The 21,997-nt window shown below is 41.0% G+C and carries 22 protein-coding genes and 1 tRNA gene; 7 read left to right on the top strand and 16 right to left on the bottom strand.

The window, feature by feature from the left end:
* Positions 1 to 3 precede the first annotated feature (3 nt).
* Complete coding sequence (locus QUF07_RS02790; RefSeq protein ID WP_217165154.1) at positions 4 to 1,539, bottom strand: UDP-N-acetylmuramoyl-L-alanyl-D-glutamate--2,6-diaminopimelate ligase; 1,536 nt, start codon at positions 1,537 to 1,539, stop codon at positions 4 to 6.
* Positions 1,540 to 1,568: 29 nt separating this feature from the next.
* Positions 1,569 to 3,449: an asparagine synthase (glutamine-hydrolyzing) gene (asnB, locus tag QUF07_RS02795; RefSeq protein ID WP_217165152.1), complete on the bottom strand. Its 1,881-nt coding sequence runs from the start codon at positions 3,447 to 3,449 to the stop codon at positions 1,569 to 1,571.
* Between the two features lie 204 nt (positions 3,450 to 3,653).
* On the opposite strand from asnB, the gene QUF07_RS02800 reads away from it, so the two are divergent.
* Positions 3,654 to 3,890, top strand: a complete 237-nt coding sequence (locus QUF07_RS02800; protein ID WP_056982597.1) for a hypothetical protein — start codon at positions 3,654 to 3,656, stop codon at positions 3,888 to 3,890.
* An 81-nt stretch (positions 3,891 to 3,971) separates the two neighbouring features.
* On the opposite strand, the gene QUF07_RS02805 is transcribed toward QUF07_RS02800, so the two are convergent.
* On the bottom strand, positions 3,972 to 4,415 hold the full coding sequence (locus tag QUF07_RS02805; protein ID WP_217165151.1) for a universal stress protein: 444 nt from the start codon (positions 4,413 to 4,415) through the stop codon (positions 3,972 to 3,974).
* A gap of 218 nt (positions 4,416 to 4,633) precedes the next feature.
* Between QUF07_RS02805 and QUF07_RS02810 the strand changes: the two genes are divergently transcribed.
* On the top strand, positions 4,634 to 5,125 hold the full coding sequence (locus QUF07_RS02810) for a cupin domain-containing protein (protein ID WP_217165150.1): 492 nt from the start codon (positions 4,634 to 4,636) through the stop codon (positions 5,123 to 5,125).
* A gap of 70 nt (positions 5,126 to 5,195) precedes the next feature.
* On the opposite strand, the gene QUF07_RS02815 is transcribed toward QUF07_RS02810, so the two are convergent.
* Together QUF07_RS02815 and QUF07_RS02820 are read right to left on the bottom strand one after the other, a co-directional pair.
* Positions 5,196 to 5,279, bottom strand: a tRNA-Leu gene (locus QUF07_RS02815).
* Positions 5,280 to 5,300: 21 nt separating this feature from the next.
* Positions 5,301 to 5,999, bottom strand: coding sequence for a DUF2238 domain-containing protein (locus tag QUF07_RS02820; RefSeq protein WP_054746704.1), 699 nt, complete (start codon positions 5,997 to 5,999; stop codon positions 5,301 to 5,303).
* 126 nt (positions 6,000 to 6,125) lie between these two features.
* Here QUF07_RS02820 and QUF07_RS02825 point away from each other — a divergent pair, with 126 nt between their 5' ends.
* Positions 6,126 to 6,578 (top strand): MarR family winged helix-turn-helix transcriptional regulator, encoded by a 453-nt coding sequence (locus tag QUF07_RS02825; protein WP_217164703.1) that lies wholly within the window; start codon positions 6,126 to 6,128, stop codon positions 6,576 to 6,578.
* Positions 6,579 to 6,654: 76 nt separating this feature from the next.
* Here the strand turns inward: QUF07_RS02825 and QUF07_RS02830 are convergent, their stop codons facing one another.
* From QUF07_RS02830 to QUF07_RS02870, 9 genes are all read right to left on the bottom strand, one after another.
* Positions 6,655 to 7,416, bottom strand: coding sequence for a serine hydrolase (locus tag QUF07_RS02830; RefSeq protein ID WP_289426746.1), 762 nt, complete (start codon positions 7,414 to 7,416; stop codon positions 6,655 to 6,657).
* Positions 7,413 to 8,303, bottom strand: a complete 891-nt coding sequence (locus tag QUF07_RS02835; protein ID WP_217164707.1) for a C40 family peptidase — start codon at positions 8,301 to 8,303, stop codon at positions 7,413 to 7,415. Before QUF07_RS02835 ends, QUF07_RS02830 begins: the two co-directional genes overlap by 4 nt.
* A 175-nt stretch (positions 8,304 to 8,478) precedes the next feature.
* A complete protein-coding gene (locus QUF07_RS02840) occupies positions 8,479 to 9,555 on the bottom strand; it encodes a dipeptide epimerase (protein ID WP_217164709.1) in 1,077 nt (358 codons plus the stop codon).
* A gap of 12 nt (positions 9,556 to 9,567) precedes the next feature.
* The gene (locus tag QUF07_RS02845; RefSeq protein WP_289426747.1) at positions 9,568 to 11,187 is read right to left on the bottom strand and encodes a peptide ABC transporter substrate-binding protein; all 1,620 of its coding nucleotides are present in this window, start codon (positions 11,185 to 11,187) and stop codon (positions 9,568 to 9,570) included.
* Positions 11,188 to 11,312: 125 nt separating this feature from the next.
* Entirely contained in the window at positions 11,313 to 11,864 is a 552-nt protein-coding gene (locus QUF07_RS02850) for a C39 family peptidase (protein ID WP_217164714.1), read from the bottom strand.
* Entirely contained in the window at positions 11,864 to 12,970 is a 1,107-nt protein-coding gene (locus QUF07_RS02855) for a P1 family peptidase (RefSeq protein WP_217341967.1), read from the bottom strand. The genes QUF07_RS02850 and QUF07_RS02855 overlap by 1 nt, the downstream gene beginning before the upstream one ends.
* A gap of 115 nt (positions 12,971 to 13,085) precedes the next feature.
* Entirely contained in the window at positions 13,086 to 13,796 is a 711-nt protein-coding gene (locus QUF07_RS02860) for a CPBP family intramembrane glutamic endopeptidase (protein WP_289426748.1), read from the bottom strand.
* A gap of 18 nt (positions 13,797 to 13,814) precedes the next feature.
* The gene (locus QUF07_RS02865; RefSeq protein WP_289426749.1) at positions 13,815 to 15,668 is read right to left on the bottom strand and encodes a S53 family peptidase; all 1,854 of its coding nucleotides are present in this window, start codon (positions 15,666 to 15,668) and stop codon (positions 13,815 to 13,817) included.
* Positions 15,669 to 15,678: 10 nt separating this feature from the next.
* On the bottom strand, positions 15,679 to 15,945 hold the full coding sequence (locus QUF07_RS02870) for a hypothetical protein (RefSeq protein WP_218043502.1): 267 nt from the start codon (positions 15,943 to 15,945) through the stop codon (positions 15,679 to 15,681).
* A gap of 156 nt (positions 15,946 to 16,101) precedes the next feature.
* Here QUF07_RS02870 and mscL point away from each other — a divergent pair, with 156 nt between their 5' ends.
* The 3 genes from mscL to pgmB all read left to right on the top strand — a co-directional run bounded on the left by mscL (position 16,102) and on the right by pgmB (position 20,001).
* The gene (gene mscL, locus QUF07_RS02875) at positions 16,102 to 16,470 is read left to right on the top strand and encodes a large-conductance mechanosensitive channel protein MscL (protein ID WP_217164722.1); all 369 of its coding nucleotides are present in this window, start codon (positions 16,102 to 16,104) and stop codon (positions 16,468 to 16,470) included.
* A 123-nt stretch (positions 16,471 to 16,593) separates the two neighbouring features.
* Entirely contained in the window at positions 16,594 to 19,311 is a 2,718-nt protein-coding gene (locus QUF07_RS02880; protein WP_217164724.1) for a glycoside hydrolase family 65 protein, read from the top strand.
* Between the two features lie 18 nt (positions 19,312 to 19,329).
* Positions 19,330 to 20,001, top strand: coding sequence for a beta-phosphoglucomutase (gene pgmB, locus QUF07_RS02885; RefSeq protein ID WP_217164726.1), 672 nt, complete (start codon positions 19,330 to 19,332; stop codon positions 19,999 to 20,001).
* A gap of 119 nt (positions 20,002 to 20,120) precedes the next feature.
* On the opposite strand, the gene QUF07_RS02890 is transcribed toward pgmB, so the two are convergent.
* A complete protein-coding gene (locus QUF07_RS02890) occupies positions 20,121 to 20,891 on the bottom strand; it encodes a Cof-type HAD-IIB family hydrolase (RefSeq protein WP_042253656.1) in 771 nt (256 codons plus the stop codon).
* 153 nt (positions 20,892 to 21,044) lie between these two features.
* Between QUF07_RS02890 and QUF07_RS02895 the strand changes: the two genes are divergently transcribed.
* On the top strand, positions 21,045 to 21,698 hold the full coding sequence (locus QUF07_RS02895) for a deoxynucleoside kinase (protein ID WP_217342494.1): 654 nt from the start codon (positions 21,045 to 21,047) through the stop codon (positions 21,696 to 21,698).
* Between the two features lie 149 nt (positions 21,699 to 21,847).
* On the opposite strand, the gene QUF07_RS14105 is transcribed toward QUF07_RS02895, so the two are convergent.
* Positions 21,848 to 21,997, bottom strand: a 150-nt coding sequence (locus QUF07_RS14105) for an IS3 family transposase (RefSeq protein ID WP_353960956.1), incomplete at its 5' end; no start/stop codon positions are given.

The following is a 21,997-nucleotide window of genomic DNA, read 5'->3' on the forward strand; positions in this document are numbered from 1 at the left end:
TGATTAAAGTCCTTTCACGAGATTAGCAACAATTGCCGCATCCCCAGCATAAGGCACATTTTGACCATTGATTTTCTGAAAGGCATCATGTCCTTTGCCAGCAACCAACACAACGTCACCTGGTAAACTTTCAGTCACGGCTTTCGTGATTGCAGCTTTACGATCGGCAATGTAAGAAACTGCAACTTTATCATGATCAATATGTTGGGATATTGTTTCCGCAATTACTTTCGGATCCTCAGTTGCCGGATCATCAGTCGTTAAATAAGCCTTATTGGCAAACTCGCCAATTGCTTTTCCAAGTCCTTCCCGACGGTCAATTCCTTTATCGCCGGTGCTGCCAGTGATCACAACAATTTGCCCCTTGGATTGTTGTTCTTTGATGAAATTCAACACGGAATGCAAGCTACCATAATTGTGGGCATAATCCACATAAATGGTCCCATGCTCTTTAGTTGGATAAATTTCCATTCGGCCAGGGACTGTTGTGTGAGCTAAACCATATTCGATATCAGCAACGCTTGCCCCCATCAAGCCACTCGTAATTGCAGCGGTCACGGCATTACCCTCATTGTAGTCGCCGGGAATGCTAATTGTGTAATTGCCATCAATAGCCAGCTTCTTTGCATGATTGGTATTGGCAGTAATCGAAATTTTGTTACTGGTCAACGAATCCTCCAGTGATTGATACTGAAAATCAACTGGGATTCCAAGTTCGGTTACCTCAGCTTCCCGACCATAAATGTAGATGTTTTCTGGCTGGGTCGTCGTCTTGGCAGCATAATAAATGTCTCTGATGTGCGTTCCATCAGCATTCAAAATACAAATATTAGAGTTAACCAAAAGCTGTTCTTTGCAGTGTAAGTAATCCGCAAACGTTGGGTGTTCATTTCGGCCAATGTGATCTGGCGAAATGTTCAAAAACACCCCAACATCGTAATGAAGCCCATAAACGCGATTTTTCTTATAGGCCTGAGAAGAGACTTCCATTACCAAATGTGTCATCCCGTTTTGGACAGCAGCGTTCATATTTGTGAACAAGTCCAATGATTCTGGAGTCGTCAAACTGGACTTCACAACATCGTTGGCAGTATTCCCTACCACCGTGTTGATAGTGGAGAATAAAGCAACTTTTTGTTGATAGGTTCTATCTAAAATTGACTTTGCAAAATAGGCCGAAGTCGTTTTCCCTTTGGTTCCGGTAAACGCAATTGTCGGCAATTGATTCTGCGGGAACCCAAAAAATACCGCACTTAACAGCGACATTGATTTTTGGATATCATTCACGATAATACCGGGAATCGCAACATTGGTGAATTCTTGTTCAGAAACGTAAGCAATCGCACCTCGATTCTGAGCATCCAACAAATAGCTTGCTTTAAAATTACCCTTACAAAAGAACAGGCTTTTTCCTGAAACCAATTTAGAATTGTACGCAATTTGCTTAAAATTGAGACTTAAGTTGCTCAATTGACTTTTCACTAATAAATGATGTTCGTTTAAAATCACCAAAGCTTCGTCAAGAGTAATTTGTGCCAACTTATGCACCTTCCATTTCCTTACGAATTCTAAATTTGTGTTCTATGAACCAAACTAACGGTATTTTCAGTGGTATCTTCAGGGAAGTATACCTGGTACCAGAGAATGAAGGTATAGATTGTGAAGATTTTTTGCATGTTGGACTTACCTTCAGCATGTTCTTTTAATAAACGGTCAAGTTGTTCAGTGTTAAAGAACTTCTGACCCGTATCTGAATGGAACGCGTGCACGATGCGTTCATGATATTTTGGATCATTAATCCAGCTGGCAATCGGTGATGGGAAACCGAGCTTCTCTTTCAGGGCTGTCTTCTTAGGCATTTCCCGTTCAGCGGCTGTCCGCAAGGCAATCTTCGTTTCATCTGGGGTAATTCGGGTCTTAACCGGCATGGTTTCCGCAAACTTGGCAACCTCTTTGTCAACGAAAGGAACTCGAACTTCCAGTGAATTACACATACTCATTCGATCAGCTTTATGCAAAATATCATAAGGAAGCCAAGTGTTAATATCGAAATACTCCATTTGAGTCATTTCATCCTTGTCAGCAACATCGTCAAAAATGTGCTTCGTATATGCACCGGAATCGGTATTGATTGACGGATCTTTCAGTACCTTATTTCGATCTTCGTAGTTGAAAACATAATTAACTCGATAATATCGTTCACTTAACGGTTGGGCGCCCCGCATTAAGAAACGCTTACCATGAAACCTTGGCAGGCGTTTTGCAACTGCTGCTAAGCCTTTACGTACCGGCTTGGGAACGTATTTCTGATAGCGATCAAATGGAATTGCTTCCAAATACGTGTTATAACCACCGAAGAACTCGTCAGCTCCTTCACCGGATAAGGCAACCTTCACGTGCTTGGAAGTCTCTCGTGACAGATAATAGAGCTGAATTGCAGCGGGATTTGATAACGGCTCATCCATGTAGTACATCATGGTTGGTAGGAAGTTGAAGTAGTCATCGCCATCCATGTAAATTGGCGTGTTCTTCTGTTGAATTGTTTTGGCAAACTCTGTCGACCAAGCGAGTTCACTATATTTAGAATGGTGGAACCCAATTGAAAATGACTGAATTGGCTTAAGCTTAGCTGCTTCATTCAATACGTAACTGGAATCAATCCCACTTGACAAGAAGCTGCCGACTTCAACATCGGCGATCATATGTGCTTTCACAGAATCATCAACCAACTTACCAATTTTATCGGCATCACCTTCAATCGTCTGACTATTATCAATGTGATCATAGTTGAATTTAAAGTAACGGTGGGTTTCAGTCTTGCCGTTCTTGTGAAGGAAATATTGGCCAGGAAGTAATTTGTAAACATTCTTAAACATGGTTTCTCTAGACGGAATAAATTCAAAGCTCAAATGGATTGGCAGAAGTCTGAGGTTTAATTCCTTCTTGAAATTTGGATGCTCCAAAAATGCCTTGATTTCTGATCCCCAAAGGAAGGAATCCCCATCGTCATAATAGTATAATGGCTTGATACCAAAGTGATCTCGGGCGCCAAAAACCTCATTCTTCTTTTGATCATAGATCACAAATGCAAACATCCCGCGAAGTTTGTCAAGAAGTGCAGGTCCCCACTCCTCATAACCATAAATCAGGACTTCAGAATCAACATCTGTTCGGAACTTATAACCCAAGTCACGCAATTCTTCCCGGATTTCTTTATAATTGTAAATTTCGCCATTAAACGTTAACACTTTGGTCTTGTCAGCGTTATACATCGGCTGGCCACCATGGGCTAAGTCAATAATGGAAAGTCGGCGGAATCCCATGGACACGTCGTTATTAGCAAAATAAGCTTCGTCATCAGGTCCACGATGCTTAATTCTATCTGCCATATCATTAATTGTATTTTCAGGAACATCTTTTTGGTTAACGTAACCAACAAATCCGCACATAACTTATTCCCCTTTTACTAATTCAATCTTCATCAAAACATAACGCCTATTATTTTATCAGATAACGACCCAAGCTACCAGTAGTATAATGTTTTCTTAAAAAAGGTCCAAGAAAACAAATTAAAAATAGCTGAATTTTGTTTTAGCATTATTTTACGTTATAATTTAATTAAGAGTTAAAAAGCATTGAAGGGAGCGGTATTTATGGATGAAATCGTATTTTTTAACCCGGGCGATTCAATTGGCAACTTTCATGATCACAATGAAGCTGTCAAAACTGCTCAAATTTATAAAGAAAAACAAAATCAGAACAAACGAGTCCTCGTCGTTCACGGCGTTGATAACAAAGATTTTGATATTTTCTTGGCAGACGATGTTGTTTCCCACGATAATGAAAAAAACGCGATTCAAAAACCATACAAGGTTTCGGATCGTTTATAGTTAGACACAAAGTAAAAGAGCCGATAGTGATAAGCTATCCGCTCTTTATTTTTTTGGAAACAATTTGGTTCCTCTTTTAAATTATTCATCCTTAGCATTCACAACTAACACTTTGGTTGTGGCGTTACGAACGACATAAGCAGTTGTTGAACCAATCAATACCCGATTCAATGCATCAACACCGGATTTACCAATGACAATTAAATCAATGCCATGTTGATCCGGATAAATATGGGTAATAATGTTCTTGGGGTTACCAATGTCAACGGCTGTTTCATACTTAACGCCTTGTGAATCAACATACTTTTTAGCTTCATCAATAATGTTATTAGCAACATTTTTTTGATCGTCGTACATATTTGCAGGCAATCCTGTCCCACCAGCGCCGTAATAGAAATTGGTGTTGTTAATGACTGTGATCAAACTGAGTTTTGAATTAAACTGTTTGGCTAATTTGACTGCTTCTTCAAGAGCTTGCTGCGAATTCCTACTGCCATCAAGTGGTACTAAAATATTCTCATACATGCTGATCATCCTTTCTAAAATCCTGTAAGCGCAATCAACTTCACTACACCTACTATAATGCAACGTTTATAAATCAAATGCAATTAATAAGCTTTATGATATATACAAAATCACAAACTTACAGATTATAAAAAAGCTTAGTGACCAAAATGTGTGATTTGCTATAATTTAAATCAATTCATTTGTAACATCACATTTTTCTTAGAAAGGAATCCCTAATGATAACGAAACAAGACTACATTAAACAGTTAAATTTAGAACCACACCCAGAAGGTGGTTCGTATAAACAACTTTACCATAGTGAAGATACGTTTTTTGCACCTGAAAGTCGTGGTGACCGCTATCGATACACGTCAATTCTATTCCTACTCGATTACGGAAGCCCTTCTCACTTTCATCGGCTCAATCATGATGAATTATGGTATTTCCATGCGGGTAAGCCAATTATAATCCATTGTATTGATGAAATTGGCAAGTATAGCAACTTTAAGCTTGGCAGTGACATTCTCCATGGGGAACAGCTGCAGTTTCGAGTGCCTAAGAATACGATCTTTGCGTCAGAAGTTGCCGACCCAAATTCTTTTGCTGTCGTAAGCTGCATGGTCTCGCCTGGATTTGACTTCCACGATTTTGAATTATTTCATAAAGCTGATTTGGCTGCTGACTATCCAATATATAAGGACTTAATTGACCGTTTAGGGGCAGAATGAATGATACAAATAAATCGCGTTAATCCACTCAATTAAAGTGAATTAACGCGATTTATTTAACCTGTATTAGTGCCCCGAGCAAGATTCGAACTTGTACTTGATTTCTCAAACAGCGACCTGAACGCTGCGCGTCTGCCAATTCCGCCATCGGGGCAACAACAAGTTTAATTTTACACTAAAAGTACGAACTTGAAAAGAAGTTTTGGTGTTTTGATTTAAAAATTAAGTAACGACTGGCACTCGGATCGCGTTTCATTAACAAATAACCGATTAATGCCATCAAGAAAGCCCCGATTAAATCAGCAATCAGATCAGTCATTGTATCCATTAAGGCTGCCCGACCGATGAGCATTCTTCCAGCTTCTTCGTACCGCTGCAAATTAAGACCGCCCAAACCGTCTGCGGTGAATTCGTACAGTTCCCAGAAGACCCCACAAGCCGTCCCAAACGAAAAGGCAAATAGACTCATCAAAAATGGTGCTCTTCGTGAATTATCCCTAGAGTCAAGTAATCCTTGGAAAATAGAAAAGCCCAACCCTGCCAACATCATGGCCGATAAAACATGTTCATATTTATCCCAGAACATCACACCATAAAATTGCAGTCCGGATCCCAGAAAAATCGACATATAGAGGAACACGTAGAAAAAGATTAATTCAACTTGAGGAAAGTAAAAATACCCAAATTTTTCAATGATAAATGGTAAAATAGCAATTAAGATTCCAACAAAAACTTCAATTAACAATAATAATTGACCATGAAACTTAGGTTCACCTTTTAGGAACCAAAATCCGTAGTATCCTATGTATCCAATCATTGAAACAACGGTAATCATAAATAACCACGTGCTAAACCTCAATCGACCTATATTCATATTATTTTATTCCTCCCGTGACGGTAAAAAGATTGTTCAAAATTTAATAGTTAAAAATCTACTTCTTGCTTTTATTCTGAGATACCTTACAATAATATTATATATAAACTAATAGGAGCTAAACTTATGCCTAATATACAGCCTATTCAGTTGGATAGCCAACTGTGTTTCCAACTTTATACAGCAAACAAGAAATTCAATCATTTCTATCAGAACGTCTTAAAACCATTCAATTTAACTTACCCTCAGTATATTGCTATGCTCACTTTATGGCAATATGCACCGCTTTCGGTTAAAGAATTAGGTGGCCATCTTAATTTGGATAGCGGGACACTAACCCCACTGTTAAAGCGTCTAGAAAGCCACGGCTGGATAAAACGTAATCGGAGTGAAAAAGATGAACGAACGGTCATTATTCAGTTAACCAAGATGGCTGAAGATGAAAAAGAAGAAGTCTTCGGCCATGTTAAAAAGTGCTTCGAAATCTTGGACTTAGAGGAAACTGATAAAGAAAATTGTGCTGAATCCATTGCAATGATTGAAAAGAAACTCGATCAATATAATCGTAAAATTGACTAGTTGCTTATTACAAAAAGGCTGGTATCAAGACCTATTCACGTCCTGATACCAGCCTTTTACTATCCTAAAATACCATTCAAGCGTCAATTTGTTCCAACTCTTCGGCTGCCAACTGGCCAATTTGATTAAAAATCGAAATCACATTCATCCGGTCAGATGTGCTCAAAGTGAGCATCGCGATTTCAAGCGAATGCTTGCCATATACAAACCGCGCCACATCATGATCAATTTGGTTACCTTCCCCGGTTTTATTGAATACTTGGATCGCGTCACCCGACTCATCAAAATTACCGGGAAGCTTATATCGAAACTGCTGATTTTTAAACCAATTCGTCACAATGTCACCGTGGCTTAAGGCCATTTCAAGCAGCCGCAAACTTTCCGCTGCATTGGTCTGATTGTCAACACCTTGCTCCAACGCGTGAGAGTCCATCAAATATCTATTAAGCCGAGTAGTCTGAAAATGATGATCTTCCAAATAATGGTTAATCGACCTCGTGCTGAAGTGGTGAATCAAAATATTACTGGCAAAATTATCAGAATCACTAATCATAAGGGCCAGCAAATCCCTTAAGTGCCAGTCAGCTTGGGAAAGTAGTTGTAAAACACCTGCCCCACCTACCGGCTTCTTGCCAGATACAACAATTGATTGATTGAGATCAACTTGACTATCCAAAATTTCATTTAGAATTGCTAATTTAATCAAAGAAGCGGATGGGAAAACGTCCTGAGCATTTTTCTCATAAACAATTTGACCATCCAATTTGATCATCGTGCCAACCGTTAACCAATCGACATCCAACAACTTAGACACCTGCTTGTGAAAAGCTGTTCTCATCGCCAATATCTCCGAAAGCCCGCAAACTCTGAAGCAAACTTTGGCTCGGTCAAGTCAGCGATATCAACTTTCGCACCTGGTGTTCGTGACTCAATCATCTGCCCGTTGCCAATGTACATGCCAACATGGTGGACGTAACCAGTACCATGATCATACGCAAAGAATACTAAGTCACCAGGTAAAATCTCTTCTGGTGATAATGGCAATCCTGATTCTTGCTGATCATCAGCATCCCGCGGAATATCAAAGCCTAAAACTCGATGAAGCGTATAAGCAAATCCCGAGCAATCAAATCCATAGGAACTGACACCACCCCAAAGATAGCGCATCCCTAAAAATTGACGTCCCATTTGAACCATTGTCTCACCGGCATTCTGGCCAACAAATGGGAAAACAGCCGCTTTTTTGTCAATGTAGCCCTTTCCAAGTGGGGAAACAACTTCAAAATAGTCGCCATCAGTCCCGGTTTGAAGAAGAACTGTCCCTAAACTCAATTCTAGAATTGGTTGCTTATTTTCGTTATACAAATTAGCGGTCCTAACGGCAATTCTCACCGTTGCAGTGACCGGTGGGTAAACGATTTGTTTAGCGCTCAATAGTTTTGTCGGAACCCATCCTGGATAACCTCGTGAATCAGAATCATCCGATTGACTGGCAACGTAAACCTTAGCCCAATCTCCATCAAAATGATCGATAATCACTTCATCGTTAAATAAAGCTTGAGTCTCCAATAAATCTTTCTCTGAAAGGTCAATCGATTCTTGATCGCTCATTTGATCGGCCCAAGTTTTGCCATCACCCTCTAAGGCAGGGCGATCCACTTTTCTTGGTGATTCTTTAGACTTCCAGATAGTTGCTACAGGAACTTTAACCCTTCTTGTTTCCATCTGGGCACCTCCATTCGTTTTTATTTATGATAACACTTATTAGCAGTTTCTTGAACGATAACCACTGACCCTAACAACAATCCAAATCCAATACAAAACGAGACTGGAGTCAAACTTGATGGTTTGTCTTCAGCCTCGTTTATAATCTATTTTTAACTTTGGGGAGCAGGACGGGTTATTTTGCAAACCCCAGTCCGGCAATCGTCGGTAATTTAATTTGATTATGTTCGTTGATAATCCCACCAGAAGTGGGATTACTAGAGAACATCATTGATGCATCCAAATCGACATACTTAATATTGCGCTTTGCAGCCGCTAAGTGAGCCGCAGCAGTGACTGAAACCGATGATTCAATCATGCTGCCCACCATACAGGGAATGCCAGCAGCCTCGGCTAGAGTATTAATCTTTAAGGCATTATCGAGCCCGCCAGCCTTCATCAGCTTTAAATTGATGATATCACAGCCGTTGAGCTGAATGATTCGATAAGCATCAGCTACTGAAAAAATACTCTCATCAGCCATGATCATAGTGGTTGTATTCGCCGTCACGTCTGCCATTCCTTCAAAATCAGATGCCGGAACCGGCTGCTCGACTAATTGAATATCAAGCCCCAAATCACGCATCTTATTGATGATATAAGTTGCTTGCTTTGGATGCCAGCCTTGGTTTGCATCTAACCTGAGCTTAACTTCAGGACCAACTGCCTTTCTAAGGGCAATCATCTTTGCCAAATCCTCTGCTTCAGAGTCGCTGCCAACCTTGATCTTCAAAGTTGTAAAACCGCCGGCAATCAGCGCTTTAGCTTGGGCAATCATGTCAGCCGTTGTGCCGACACTCACTGTGTAATCTGTGGTGATTGTATCCGAACGACCACCCAACAATTGATAGAGCGGCACACCATAATGCTGGGCAATCAAATCGTTCACGGCGATATTTAACGCGGCCTTGGGGCTGGAATTGTGAACCATTGCACCGTCAATTGTCGCTTTTAAATCCTCAGAATCAACTAAGGATTGACCAATTATCTTGGGACCAATCACAACGTCAATGGCTTCTTTAATGCTTGCCATTGTATCGCCAGTGATTACAGGGGTTGGTGCTGCCTCCCCGTAACCGACTTTGCCTGTACTATCGGTCAACTTAACAATGATAGTTTGAGCAGTGGTCACCGTTCTCAACGCTGTTTTGAATGGGCGCTTGAGTGGAACGGCTGCACTTTGAATTTCAATTCCCTTAATAACTGGATCCAATCAATCTACCTCCTACTTGATGTAAGCATTCTTAAAGTTGTAATTGGCACCAGCTGTGTTATAAACAATTCCCTTAACTTTTGAATTAATCATCCATTTTTCCCCCGATTGATACAGTGGAATAATGGCTTGGTCCTTCAATGCAAGGTTTTGCGCCTTTACCATATCGTTCCAACGAGCTTGCGCGTTACTCCCATCATCGTTATTGCTTGCCTTGATCAAACGATCATACTCGGTGCTCTTCCACTGTGAAATGTTGCTTGGGTTATCCGAAGTTAAAATGTTCAAGAACGTAATTGGATCAGAAAAGTCGGCAAACCAGTTAGCAACCGTTGCAGTGAACTGATGATCAGTCTGTCTTGAGAGAATAACTCGTCCAGGAATATTATTCAAAGTTACTTTCAAACCCGGTAATTTCTGCAAGGCACTTTGGAGATATTCACTCAGTTGCTTTTGATCATAGGAATCTGAATTCATCAAAGTAAAATGCAATGAATTAAGGCCAACTTCCTGCATCCCTTCTTTGAAGAGCTGCTTTGCCTTGGTTGGATTGTAAGTCATTGATGCCGGAGCAGTCACGTCTTTGGTGAAGTCAGTCCCGTTTTGAGGTGAAACGGCTAATCCTTTGGAAACGAAACTATCAGTATCCATGGCACCGCCACCAACCACTTTATTAGCTAATACTTTTCGATTGATAATCATCGACATTGCTTGGCGGATCTTCAAATTCTTGAAGGCCTTGTTCTTTTGATTCAGCGCAATGTAGTAACAGGATGACTGTTTTCGAGAAACCATATCCTTCTTGTTGCCCATTTGTTTAGCTTGAGTAGCTGACAATTGTGCCATATCAAGCTTCTTCTGGTTGAATAAGTTCAAACCGGTTGAAGGATCTTTGACAACGCTAAACTTAACGGCATCGAGTTTAACGGCCTTCTTATCCCAATAATTAGGGTTCTTCTTTAAGGTCCAATTCAAGTTTGTCCCGGTCCACTTGGTTAACGTAAATGGTCCGTTATAGACTTGGGTTTTAGACGATGTGCCGTAATCGTTACCATACTTGTTAACCGTCTTGGAGTCTTGAGGGAAGAAGACTGGGAATCCCATTAACAACTTGAAGTAAGGAATCCGTTGCTCCAAAGTAACGGTGAGCTTGTATTTGCCATCGGCTTTAATTCCGAGTGAGGAAACCGCAGCTTTTTTATTCTGAATCTTGTCGGCGTTCTTAATTCCTGAGAAAAGATAGCCATATTGAGAAGCGGTCTTTGGATTTAACGTCCGCCGCCATGAATAAACAAAATCTTTGGCGGTAACTGGATCACCATTGCTCCATTTAGCGTTCTTTCTCAAGTTAAACGTGTAGGTCTTACCATCTTTTGAAATAGTTGATGAAGTGGCAATTCCCGGTTCAACCTTACTGTCTTTGCCTAGTCGATATAAACCTTCATCGACGTTATTCAGGACATTAAAAGTACCAACCGCTGTCGTTTTTGACAAATCCACGGTTGTTAATTCTGAATCAGTCGATGTTGTAATTGTTTTCTTCTGCTGACTCGATTTGGACCCACAACCTGCGAGAATTAACGAAATGCTGGTAACCCCCGCTAACATAGCAACACTATGCGATAACTTCATAATAAAATCACTCCTCAATGATTTGTCCAATTCTTAACAAAGCTTAGTTCCTAATTTAGCATAAAAACCACAAAAAAACAGGTCTTTTCTAATACTATTTAGAAAGACCCGAATAATTCATACTTTTATTTCAAAATCGTTATTGCCATTCTACGAAGGTTGTAGATTCTTTCGAATTGATCTTTGGACAACCAGTATTTCCCATCGATCGGATCACTTACATGAACTTGGTCAGCTTTAAGGCCATCCAGTAACACTGCATGATTATTAACGGGAACCTTGCCAAATGGATACTGCTCCCATTCCGGATCGGCGAAGTGAACCGTGACAAATGTTAATACCGGATTGCCTGCTTTCACCGCTTCATACAACCATTCTGGATTAGCCCCACTTAAATCCTGAAGGTGATCGTACCGACTTGCCCACAAAATGAGTGGTCGGACAAAAATAGCTTCAAACTTCCCCTTTTGGTTCTTAAACGGCGACCCGCCAAAGCCCCGATACGGATTGGCATCGTTGCTAATCGGCATCTCCAAGAGAAATTGACCGTAATTGATATCAAAGGCGTGATGCTGGTAATGGAGCCCCGCCAGCATACTTGCGGCCTCACAGCCGTTAATTGCCCCCCATGCATTTTGATTGATATTTTCTGCATTTAATAAAATTTTTGAACTCATTAACTGACTCCTAATTGGCTAAAAATAGTTGCCACCATGTCCGCATATTCCGGTTGCTGCTTGGCAAGTTTGCGAGCTGCATCACAAAAGCTCAACCGCAGCCAATCCTTTCGATCCACAACCGAATCTGCGTGAACCAGCGAACTCAACACTGATTCGTCCACAACCGCTGCAGTTGCCCTAAAGAAGACGTCGATCGCATTGTCGTTAAACCGCGTCACAGTGTCAAAATTGCTGGCTGGAAAATGGCTCACTAAATTGGCTGTTGAAAAGGCAAAGACAATTTCACCACTACCATTCCCAATGAAGCCACCAGTCCGATTGATGCCAACAGTAGCCCGTTTAGCCAATCGCCGGAGTTGGCGGGCATTTAATGGAGCATCGGTGGCAAGCACGGTGATAATTGATCCCTTTTCTTCTCTATTCTTATCAGCTGCCAGCATTTTGGCCAAAGGTTGACCAATTGGTTGGCCAAAGATGTTCAAATCACTGAGAAACCCATAGTTGCTCATTACAAGAGCTCCGATTGTATACTCATGGTCATCATCAACTTTGACAACCCGGGATGCTGAACCAATTCCTCCTTTAAGGTCATAGCACATCATGCCACGGCCAGCGCCAACCGCGCCTTCAGTGAAGACATCGCTTGCGCCGTTAAGGGCTTCAGTCACATCTGATTCGGTGATTCGCATTTTGCGAATATTTGAGACATCCCCATCATTACATTCGGCTACGACGGGATTCACGGTACTGGTTGTGTCGCCAATTTCCGGGTTTTCGGTCAGCATCATTTTAGTAAGGGCGTTGACGGCGGTGCCAACTCCAAACGTATTGGTCAGCACAATTGGGGTTTCAATTGTCCCAAGCTCGTCAATTTGAACTAAGCCAACACTCTTGCCAAAGCCATTAATGACGTATGAAGCGGCTGGAACCTTATTCCGAAACAAATTATCAGGATGAGGAAAAATCACCGTCACTCCGGAATGGACATCCTGATCATCCACGGTCACTTGCCCCACTCTGACACCAGGGACATCTGTGATTAAGTTTTTCGCCCCTTTGAGACCATCTGATACATCGTTTAATAGTTTTACATTTAAGCCCATCTTATCCACCTCAAATTCATTTAAACTCAATTTAGCACGGTTAATGAAGATCCGTCAATCAAACAAAATAGGCCAGAAACTGAAGTTACCAGTCCTGACCTAAACAGTTAGACAATCAATTCACCATGACGATTTGGGCAATCATCATGCCAACTGCAATTAAATTATTTAAAAAATGCAATCCAATTGACACTTTAATGTTTCGAGTTTTAACAAACAAATACCCAAGGATGCCACCAAGCAGCGCATAAGTCAGAAAACTAATCACGTTGATTGTCTCCATATGGGCCATAGAAAAGATCACCGCACTCACGATGATTGGAGCCCAAAAACTTTTAGCGTTAAAGAATGCGCCAATTAAGAATCCTCTAAAGACCAGCTCCTCTAAAATTGGCGAACAGAACACCGCTGTGATCCCCATTAGCACTAGGGTTAAGTGACTACTGGTCATCATCTTTTGAATGACCTCATTATTAGACGTTTGATTAACGTGGTAAACTGCTTGATTCAGCATCCCTAAGACAATTTCGATCACAAAGAACGCCAACCAGGAATAGACAATCCATTTAATATTGTTACCCGTTAATTGCAGCTTGGTAGCTGGCCGAGCATAGCGCTTGAAAATATAAAGCGCAATTCCAATCGCAACTGCGAAGCCAATCAAGTACAACGCTCCAATTAACAAATTGATCAAGTTTGAAAAATGACCGAGGATAATGAGCTGAAGTGGCAACTGGACGATGCCCACAATAATGAACAGGCCCACAAAAACCATCGTCCGTTCAAAATAGTCACCGAAGCTTAACTTTCGTGATTCATCGTTCATAGCGCATTCTCCTTCTTGTTAACCGTTAAAAGCCTGGTTAAGCTTTGTAAAGTCGATAGTACCGAGACCGGTAGCTTGATTATACAGCTTACCAGGTTGCCCCGTGTAATAAAGATTGGTGTTATTCGTTCGACTGTCTAACGGGGTAAATGGCGAACTGCTGGTTGCGGCAAATTTATAAATCTGTGGATTCCAAAAGCCAAGCCGCCCGACAGAATTATTGGACATCAAAGCACTTGCGGCCGCCATTTGAGGGGCAACGACACTTGTCCCACCAGAAACTTCCCATTCACCTTTGGCCCCAGAATTTTTCTTGGGAGTGACGAACATACTGTAACCCGTGAATGGGTCAGCGTTAGCCGAAATATCAGGCAAATTGCGCCCAGACTTTGTACCACTCACCTGTTTAGGATGCTTCAGTCGAACTGGCTGACCATTTTTAAATGTCCACAATTGAGTTGCTTTATAAGTCCCAACCCCGCTGAATCCAGATTGATATTTAGGAGTCGCGTTGTATTGGCTAAAACCACCGCCACCACCAGAAAAGTAGCTCTGAATCATGTCCATTTGGCTAAAGAACCGCTGATGGATATAGTTTGGATAAAGAAATTCCGATCCCCAAGCGCGCTCTGTTGGGATCGTCACTTTCTTTTTGTTAACCACATACGTCCGCGGTAAGGTCGTCCCCCCGACTGACGTCACATACGGCGAATTTGATGGCGTATCAACCGACAATCCTTTTGTCATGCCGGTCGTGATGCCGTCATAGGCGCCATTATCACCACTGGCAGTAAACACGCTGATGCCTTGGGCTGCGGCTTGTTCAAACAAGAGATTTAAAATTTGATTATATTTTCGTGGGGTAATTCCCTGCTTAATTTCATAAGCCACTTGTGCTTCGCTTTGACCCCAACTCAGTGAAAGCGAATCAACGACATTCTGACCAGCTGCTGCTGCAATCGAGTTGACCATCCCCGTGATATTCGATTGGGCTAGGTATGTCTTAATATTACTGTCTGGCGCAATGGCACCAGCCTGCTCGACATCCATGGTCGTTTCGTCATAACCGTCCCAAGTTCCCTTATAACCATTCGTCCGATAAACGCTCAAGCGATTACTTTTTACATTGATGCCCTCACCATCCCAGTACCGGTAAACATCATTCGGATGGAAATTGGCAAATGAAATGATGCCAATGGTTTTACTGCGACCGGTTGATCCACCAGCATACAAAGATGACAAGTTGTATCGGTGAACAAATTTTTTTGGAGAATACTTAGCGGGCTGATTATTGCTTGATTTAGCGGCCGTGTAAAAGGAAGAGAGCTTTATTCCAGATTGGGTTGATGAAAAAGGTGAATAAGTTGACAAACCAAAAACAGCATAAACCGACTTTGAGATTGATTTTGGCAGCTTTGGCGCCCCTTTAGATTTCTGGTAATGAACCCCGTCTTCTTTGACGTTCACCAAGTTGACCTTGAATGCCTTCTCAACATTTTTAGTTGTTCCCCTTACGACCATCACGAGGTTACCCCGATACACAGTGGCCCTCAAATGATGCTTTTTCAAATATTTTCGAATTTGAGTAATTTGCTTGGTACTTTGACCAAACCAGCTCGCAAATTGTCCTGAAGTCACGAATTTACGATAATGACGATTTGATGGATCCACCGAATCGTAAACAAAATTCAGCAACTTTGTCTGACTTTTTGGTTTCAATACAATATCAATCAGTTGTTGCTTAGAATCAGATACTTCAGAAGTTTGGGTTGTTGCGGCAAAAGCTGTTGGGGCAACATACAATGTCCCTCCACAGACAATTAATCCCAAAACCAATGATATTAATCGCTTTCTAAGCACATGTCGTTTCATAAAATTCTCCTTAGTCGTCAAAATTATTTTGGTGATCCTCGATGGACTTTTGGCCTGCACCCATTTTTGTTTTTTCAAGCTGCTCTTTTTTGGCATCTCGTGACCTGACAATCATCACAACCAGTGGGGTTAACAGTATTCTGATTAGAATGATTGCAACGATCCAAATACCGACAAATAACAGCATTGAGTGATCAACCTGCTGACTGATATAAAAAGCAATCGAAAGAATCAGGACGATTACAATTCCCGTGAAAATCGTACGCTTATTTTTCAAAATCTTACTCCTTTGAAATTACTTACATCATAATATCATACTTCAGTAGTCGAATTAAAAATTAAGTTGGCGTAGCTCTGGTTTGTATTTAAGAAGATCCAGTCGATATAATGATAGTCATACCATATCATAAAAATTGCGAGGAGATTAAGACTTATGTTAAAAGAATTCAAAGAATTTATCTCAAGAGGCAACGTTATTGATTTAGCTGTTGGGGTCATCATTGGTGGGGCATTCACCTCAATTGTGACATCCCTAACCACCAACATTATCAATCCATTCATCGGCATTTTCCTGGGTAAAATTGACCTCTCAAAATTAGCCCTTACAATTGGTCAGGCCACCTTTCGATACGGGGCATTTTTAAACGCGGTCATCAACTTTATCATCATCGCCTTCGTTGTCTTCATCCTGATCAAAATCATTAACCGGGTGGTCAAAAAGCAACCGACAGCCCCTAGTGTTGATCGCAAAGAAGTCCTGCTTTCAGAAATCAAAGATCTATTAGAAAATCAGCAAAAATGACAGCGTCGGGCGTTGCTCAGATAGCTTTCAAACCCCGAATTAATTGCGATTACCCGCTACATGAACTAGAATTGACTTATAGATGGATTTCACAAATGGAAATACTTGAGAAGAGGTTTTGTTATGAGAACGTTTGCGATAAGGGCTCGTGATGGGGTCATGGAAATCAATTATTCAGAGAATTCCAATAAGCCCCCTTTTAGGAAGTTTATGATCACCTACAACCCCAAATTTTCAATTGGCGATAATCTTGAGAACATTAAGGCTGCCCTCACTGGGTTGCCAATTGATGCAGCAATTATCGAGAATTCATTGAACTATGAATTCTCAGACACGATCATCGGTATTAATCACCAAAAGATCGATATTGGCTTGGCTATTGCCAACATGATGAATATTCCGGTCGTTAACCTGCATAAGGTTCAAGATATTGGTTTGGAAAAGGCCGTGGCAGAAAAGCAGGAATATTTGAAGTGGCACCTTGATTATTATGGTGAGTACAGCGGCAAGCGTAACTACGGGCAAGAGGCCATGCTGACAATCGGTAACGGCTACTTTGGCCTGCGGGGTGCGTATGTCGAAGCGAACGCCAACCAGGATAATTACCCTGGGATGTACGTTGCTGGTGTCTACAATCAACTCACAACCAAAATTAACGGTCGGGATGTTGTCAACGAAGATCTAGTAAACCTCCCCAATGCTCAATACATCAGTTTTGGGGTGGATCATCAACAACCGTTTGAAATTAAAAAAGAAGATATTCAAGATATTTATCGAAGCTTAAATTTGCGAACCGGTGTTTTAACAACCACCTTGCATATTCAATTATCAACTGGCCACATTTTGCAAGTTCGGGCTACCAAAGTTGCCAATATGACAAATTGGCACCGTTATTCCATCAAGTATGAATTAAAACCAATCAACTTTTCTGGGAGCATTCAACTTTATTCAAAAATTGACGGGACTGTTATTAATGGCAATGTTGAGCGCTATCAGGATTTCGATCAACACCATATCGACGTCATTGGCATGGCTGCCCACGATAACCAGATTTCGTTAACTGGTCAAACCAAGACGTCCCACGTTAACTTTGTGATTAATTCTAAGCTTTCTAGCAAAGATATCGATACCACCAAGTTAATTTCAGCTGAAACTGAAGATAAACAAATCCAGCAAAAATTGGATATCCAAGTAGAACCTGAGAAACCGTACGTATTTGAAAAATGTGTCACAGTATTTACCAGCCAAACTCAGGATGCCAACTTGGAACAACCTGCCCAAAAGGAACTGAACGCTTCTTCGTTCAATGACACCCTCGCCGACAGTCAAAAGTTCTGGAGCAACGTCTGGCAGAATTCAGATATCCAAATTGATAATGATATGACCAGCCAAAAACTGACCCGGGTTAACATCTACCATATGCTTGTGACAAGTGCCGCCTTGGCTTCTGGTCAATTAGATTCCTCAGTCGGCGCTCGTGGCTTGCACGGTGAAGCTTATCGAGGCCACATCTTCTGGGATGTCACCTTTGATCTACCGTTTTATGCTATTCATTACCCAGCAATTGCTAAACAGTGCTTGTTATATCGCTATAATCGAATCGGTGAAGCGCGCAAATACGCCGCCTCGGAAGACAAGCAAGGAGCAATGTATCCTTGGCAGTCAGGGATGTATGGGGATGAACAATCACAATTTGTTCACTTGAACCCGGTTAGTGGTGAATGGGATCCGGATAACAGTCGCTTGCAGCGTCACGTTTCACTGTCAGTTGCCTACGATGTCATTAATTATGTTCATCTAACTGGCGACACCGAATTCATGAAGAACTACGGATTAGAAATGTTATTGTCAATTTGCAAGTTCTGGGTCAGCATGGCGAGCTACGATAAAAAAGATGATCGTTACGATATTCATCACGTTATGGGACCAGATGAATTCCACGAAGAATATCCAAACTCTGATGATCACGGCCTCACTAATAATGCTTATACCAATATCATGGTTTCTTGGTTATTCGATAAAGTCGCAGAGCTGATGAGTTATGAAGATCCTAAGATAATCAAATCTGCCAATGAAAAAGCTCAAACAGACAATAGTTTACTTGATCAAATGAGTGATATTGCCCACAAACTTCGTCTCGATATCAACGAAGAAGGCATCATTGGTCAATTTTCCGGTTACTTCAATCTTTCCAAGCTCAACTTTGATTCTTACCAGAAGAAGTACGGTGATATATCGCGAATTGATCGATTGTTAAAGGGTGAAGGTAAGTCACCTGATTCCTATCAAGTTGCCAAACAAGCTGACACTTTGATGGCTTATTACGAATTACCATTTAATGAAGTTCAAAACGTCATTACCCGACTTGGATACAAGTTGCCTGCCAACTACTTCACCACCAACTTAAGATTTTACCTTGATCGAACGACTCACGGATCCACCCTTTCACGAATTGTTTATTCAGTTCTGGATGAAATGGATGGCAATATGGATCAATCCTGGCAATTGTTCTCAACCGCCCTGTTCTCCGATTACTATGATATTCAAGGTGGGACCACTGCTGAAGGTATTCACCTTGGCGTCATGGGTGCTACGCTTGAAATTGAAACCAAGTGTTACGGCGGGGTTCGGTTTGACACCGACGAGGTTTCCATCAACCCGCACCTTCCAACCACTTGGAGTAAGCTTTCATTTAAGCAAACGTATCAAGGCATCACGTACAATTTTGAAATCGGTCATCATAAAATCAATGTGACTGCCGATTCAAGCAGTCACATCAAGGTTGGTGACAAGGGTTATTCATTATCCAAGAACAAGCCAACTGTTATTACTTACAAATAAGATTAGGAGTGAACTACAATGGCAAAGTTTTCAGATATTAAAGGTTTTGTCTTCGATCTCGACGGTGTAATTACGGATACTTCGGTTTTCCACAGCCAAGCTTGGCATCAAGTTGCTGACAAGGTGGGTGCCCCATGGTCCAAAGAACTTGAAGATGGCTTAAAGGGAATCAGCCGGATGGATTCTCTTGAAATGATTTTAAAAGCAGGTAATCTACAAGACCACTATACTGACGATCAGAAGGTTGATCTTGCAACGGAAAAAAATACAAACTACTTGAAATTGGTTGACAAAATGACTCCAGCTAATATTCTTCCGGGGATTAAAGAATTCCTGGATGAAATTAAAGATGGTGGTTATCTGTTATCATTAGCTTCTGCATCAAAAAATGCTCCTACTGTTTTGAAGAAGCTACAATTGACTGATTATTTTCCAAAGATTGTGGATCCAAAAACTTTGAGCAAAGGCAAACCAGATCCAGAAATTTACCTCAAAGGTGCCGAACTGATCAATTTGAAACCAGAACAATGCATTGGAGTCGAAGATGCTGCCGCTGGAGTTGAATCAATTAACGCCGCTGGGGAAACTTCCATTGGAATTGGTGACAAGACAATTTTGAAGGATGCAGATGTTAACTTTATTGATACCAGTGAAATGACCTTGGTTAACATTAAAAAACAGATGGACTAATTCAATCCATTTGGAAAACTGGGACAATTGATGCTTTGATCCCATAATTTAAGGGCTTCATCCCAAAATCCAAAACGAGGATTTCAGGGTGAAGCCCTTAAATGATTGCATGTCGTAAGTTATTTGATTAACCCGTAATGCTTCAGCCCATTCACAATTCCGCCATTCACATTCGAAGTAGTGACGAATGATGCTTTGGCTTTCACATCTGGGTGACCATTACCCATTGCGACTGGGTAATCCACTTCAGCAAACATTTGCAAATCATTCAGCTGATCTCCGAAAGCATAGGACGGAATGTCCCCTAATTGCGCTTTCTTCAAGAGTGCTTGAATGCCGGTTTGCTTCGATACCCCCCACTTCATCGTATCTAAACAGCGAGGATTATTTCTAACCAATGACAATTCACCCTTGAATTCATCCTGATACAGTTTATCTTTATCATAATTAAAAACGTTCAAGAAATTGACTTCATGAGTCTTGTAAAAGTCCGGCTCAACGTGCGGCGTCAATCTTAACAGCCGATAGTTAACTTTAGTTAAGTCATTTTCAGCTGTTAGGGCAAATTCTTCATTGTTATAAAATGAAATCACATCGCCCTGCTTTTTGGCAAATGCTAAAATCTCTTCAATCACCTCATCACTAATTTGCTCAGCCTTTAGCTTTTTCCCTTGATATTGAACGTAACTACCGTTCGCACTGACTAATGAATTGATACCGGTAGCGTCAATCACATATTGAATTTCAAAAATATTTCGGCCAGTTGAAATTACAGGCAGAATATTGTTCTCTCGTAACTGATTAATTGCTGCAATGTTGTCATCAGAAACATTCTTTTGATTATCAAATAGTGTGCCATCCAGATCAAAAAAAACAACCGCTTTATACATTGAATTCCCTCCAATTAACTCGATACCTACATTGTACTACTTAATCTACTGCTCCCTGAAAATTTCGCCTGACTTTTGACAAAAATATGTATATTGTGTTTCCATAATTTGTGATACACTATATCTTGTAATTTTATTAAAAGAGGGGCTACCATGGTGATAATCACAGCAGGAATGATCGGTGTCGGAAAAACAACGTTAACGGCAAAAATTGCAGAACATTTAGGAACCAAGGCATTTTTTGAACCAGTTGGCGACAATCCGGTACTACCGCTTTACTATTCAAATCAAAAACAATATGGCTTTTTACTACAGATTTATTTCTTAAACAAACGCTTTTCAATGATCAAGCAGGCACTGAGTAACGACAACAATGTCCTTGATCGGTCAATTTATGAAGATGCCCTCTTTACCAGAGAAAACAACGCTGAAGGCAACATTACCGATACCGAATTAGCGGTTTATTTAAAGTTATTAGACAACATGATGAATGAGCTTGACCAGTTGCCCAAGAAAGCCCCAGATTTGCTTGTATATGCGGACAGCGACTTTGACACCATCAAGTATCGAATCAAGAAACGCGGTCGTGAATACGAACAGTTTGATGACAATCCAGAACTCCAAGAATATTATTTCAAAATGTGGGCGGCCTACAAAAAGTGGTATCAAGAATACGATGTCAGTCCTAAAATCAAAATTGATCTCCAGAAATACGATTTAAGCGACTCTAAGAATGTTGCTATCGTTTTAGGCCAGATCGATGATGCATTGGCTAAAATTCGTGAACCACAAGAGGAAACTTCCTAGGAATTCGGGGTACTGTTATCAACCTGACAAGCAATTTGAGGGCCCTCACTGGAAACGCCAATCGAATAAGAAAAATCAAAAAGAGTGGAACGGAAAAATAGCTATTGAGGTGTACCCCAAAAGTTAAAGTAAATATTTGCTTGTCTTTCCTAGGCGGCACGGAGTCGATAGCTTATCGGCGCTGTGCCGCCTAGTTTCATTTGTATTCGTTTGCTATTGTAATAGATTATCCACTTCTTGATAGCCGTTATCAATTCCTTAGCGGAATTGTAGTTGGATAAATTACCTAATTCAACTTT

The organism is Lentilactobacillus sp. TOM.63, assembly GCF_030361045.1.
GTDB classification, from domain to species: Bacteria; Bacillota; Bacilli; order Lactobacillales; family Lactobacillaceae; genus Lentilactobacillus; species Lentilactobacillus dabitei.

Bases quoted from the DNA above. Each gene is read 5' to 3' on its own strand.
- QUF07_RS02845 (WP_289426747.1), bottom strand. From the start codon at position 11,187: ATGAAGTTATCGCATAGTGTTGCTATGTTAGCGGGGGTTACCAGCATT.
- QUF07_RS02860 (WP_289426748.1), bottom strand. From the start codon at position 13,796: ATGAACGATGAATCACGAAAGTTAAGCTTCGGTGACTATTTTGAACGG.
- QUF07_RS02865 (WP_289426749.1), bottom strand. From the start codon at position 15,668: ATGAAACGACATGTGCTTAGAAAGCGATTAATATCATTGGTTTTGGGA.
- QUF07_RS02805 (WP_217165151.1), bottom strand. From the start codon at position 4,415: ATGTATGAGAATATTTTAGTACCACTTGATGGCAGTAGGAATTCGCAG.
- pgmB (WP_217164726.1), top strand. From the start codon at position 19,330: ATGGCAAAGTTTTCAGATATTAAAGGTTTTGTCTTCGATCTCGACGGT.
- QUF07_RS02810 (WP_217165150.1), top strand. From the start codon at position 4,634: ATGATAACGAAACAAGACTACATTAAACAGTTAAATTTAGAACCACAC.
- QUF07_RS02880 (WP_217164724.1), top strand. From the start codon at position 16,594: ATGAGAACGTTTGCGATAAGGGCTCGTGATGGGGTCATGGAAATCAAT.
- QUF07_RS02895 (WP_217342494.1), top strand. From the start codon at position 21,045: ATGGTGATAATCACAGCAGGAATGATCGGTGTCGGAAAAACAACGTTA.
- QUF07_RS02890 (WP_042253656.1), bottom strand. From the start codon at position 20,891: ATGTATAAAGCGGTTGTTTTTTTTGATCTGGATGGCACACTATTTGAT.
- mscL (WP_217164722.1), top strand. From the start codon at position 16,102: ATGTTAAAAGAATTCAAAGAATTTATCTCAAGAGGCAACGTTATTGAT.
- asnB (WP_217165152.1), bottom strand. From the start codon at position 3,449: ATGTGCGGATTTGTTGGTTACGTTAACCAAAAAGATGTTCCTGAAAAT.
- QUF07_RS02855 (WP_217341967.1), bottom strand. From the start codon at position 12,970: ATGGGCTTAAATGTAAAACTATTAAACGATGTATCAGATGGTCTCAAA.
- QUF07_RS02850 (WP_217164714.1), bottom strand. From the start codon at position 11,864: ATGAGTTCAAAAATTTTATTAAATGCAGAAAATATCAATCAAAATGCA.
- QUF07_RS02835 (WP_217164707.1), bottom strand. From the start codon at position 8,303: ATGGAAACAAGAAGGGTTAAAGTTCCTGTAGCAACTATCTGGAAGTCT.
- QUF07_RS02825 (WP_217164703.1), top strand. From the start codon at position 6,126: ATGCCTAATATACAGCCTATTCAGTTGGATAGCCAACTGTGTTTCCAA.
- QUF07_RS02830 (WP_289426746.1), bottom strand. From the start codon at position 7,416: ATGAGAACAGCTTTTCACAAGCAGGTGTCTAAGTTGTTGGATGTCGAT.
- QUF07_RS02820 (WP_054746704.1), bottom strand. From the start codon at position 5,999: ATGAATATAGGTCGATTGAGGTTTAGCACGTGGTTATTTATGATTACC.
- QUF07_RS02800 (WP_056982597.1), top strand. From the start codon at position 3,654: ATGGATGAAATCGTATTTTTTAACCCGGGCGATTCAATTGGCAACTTT.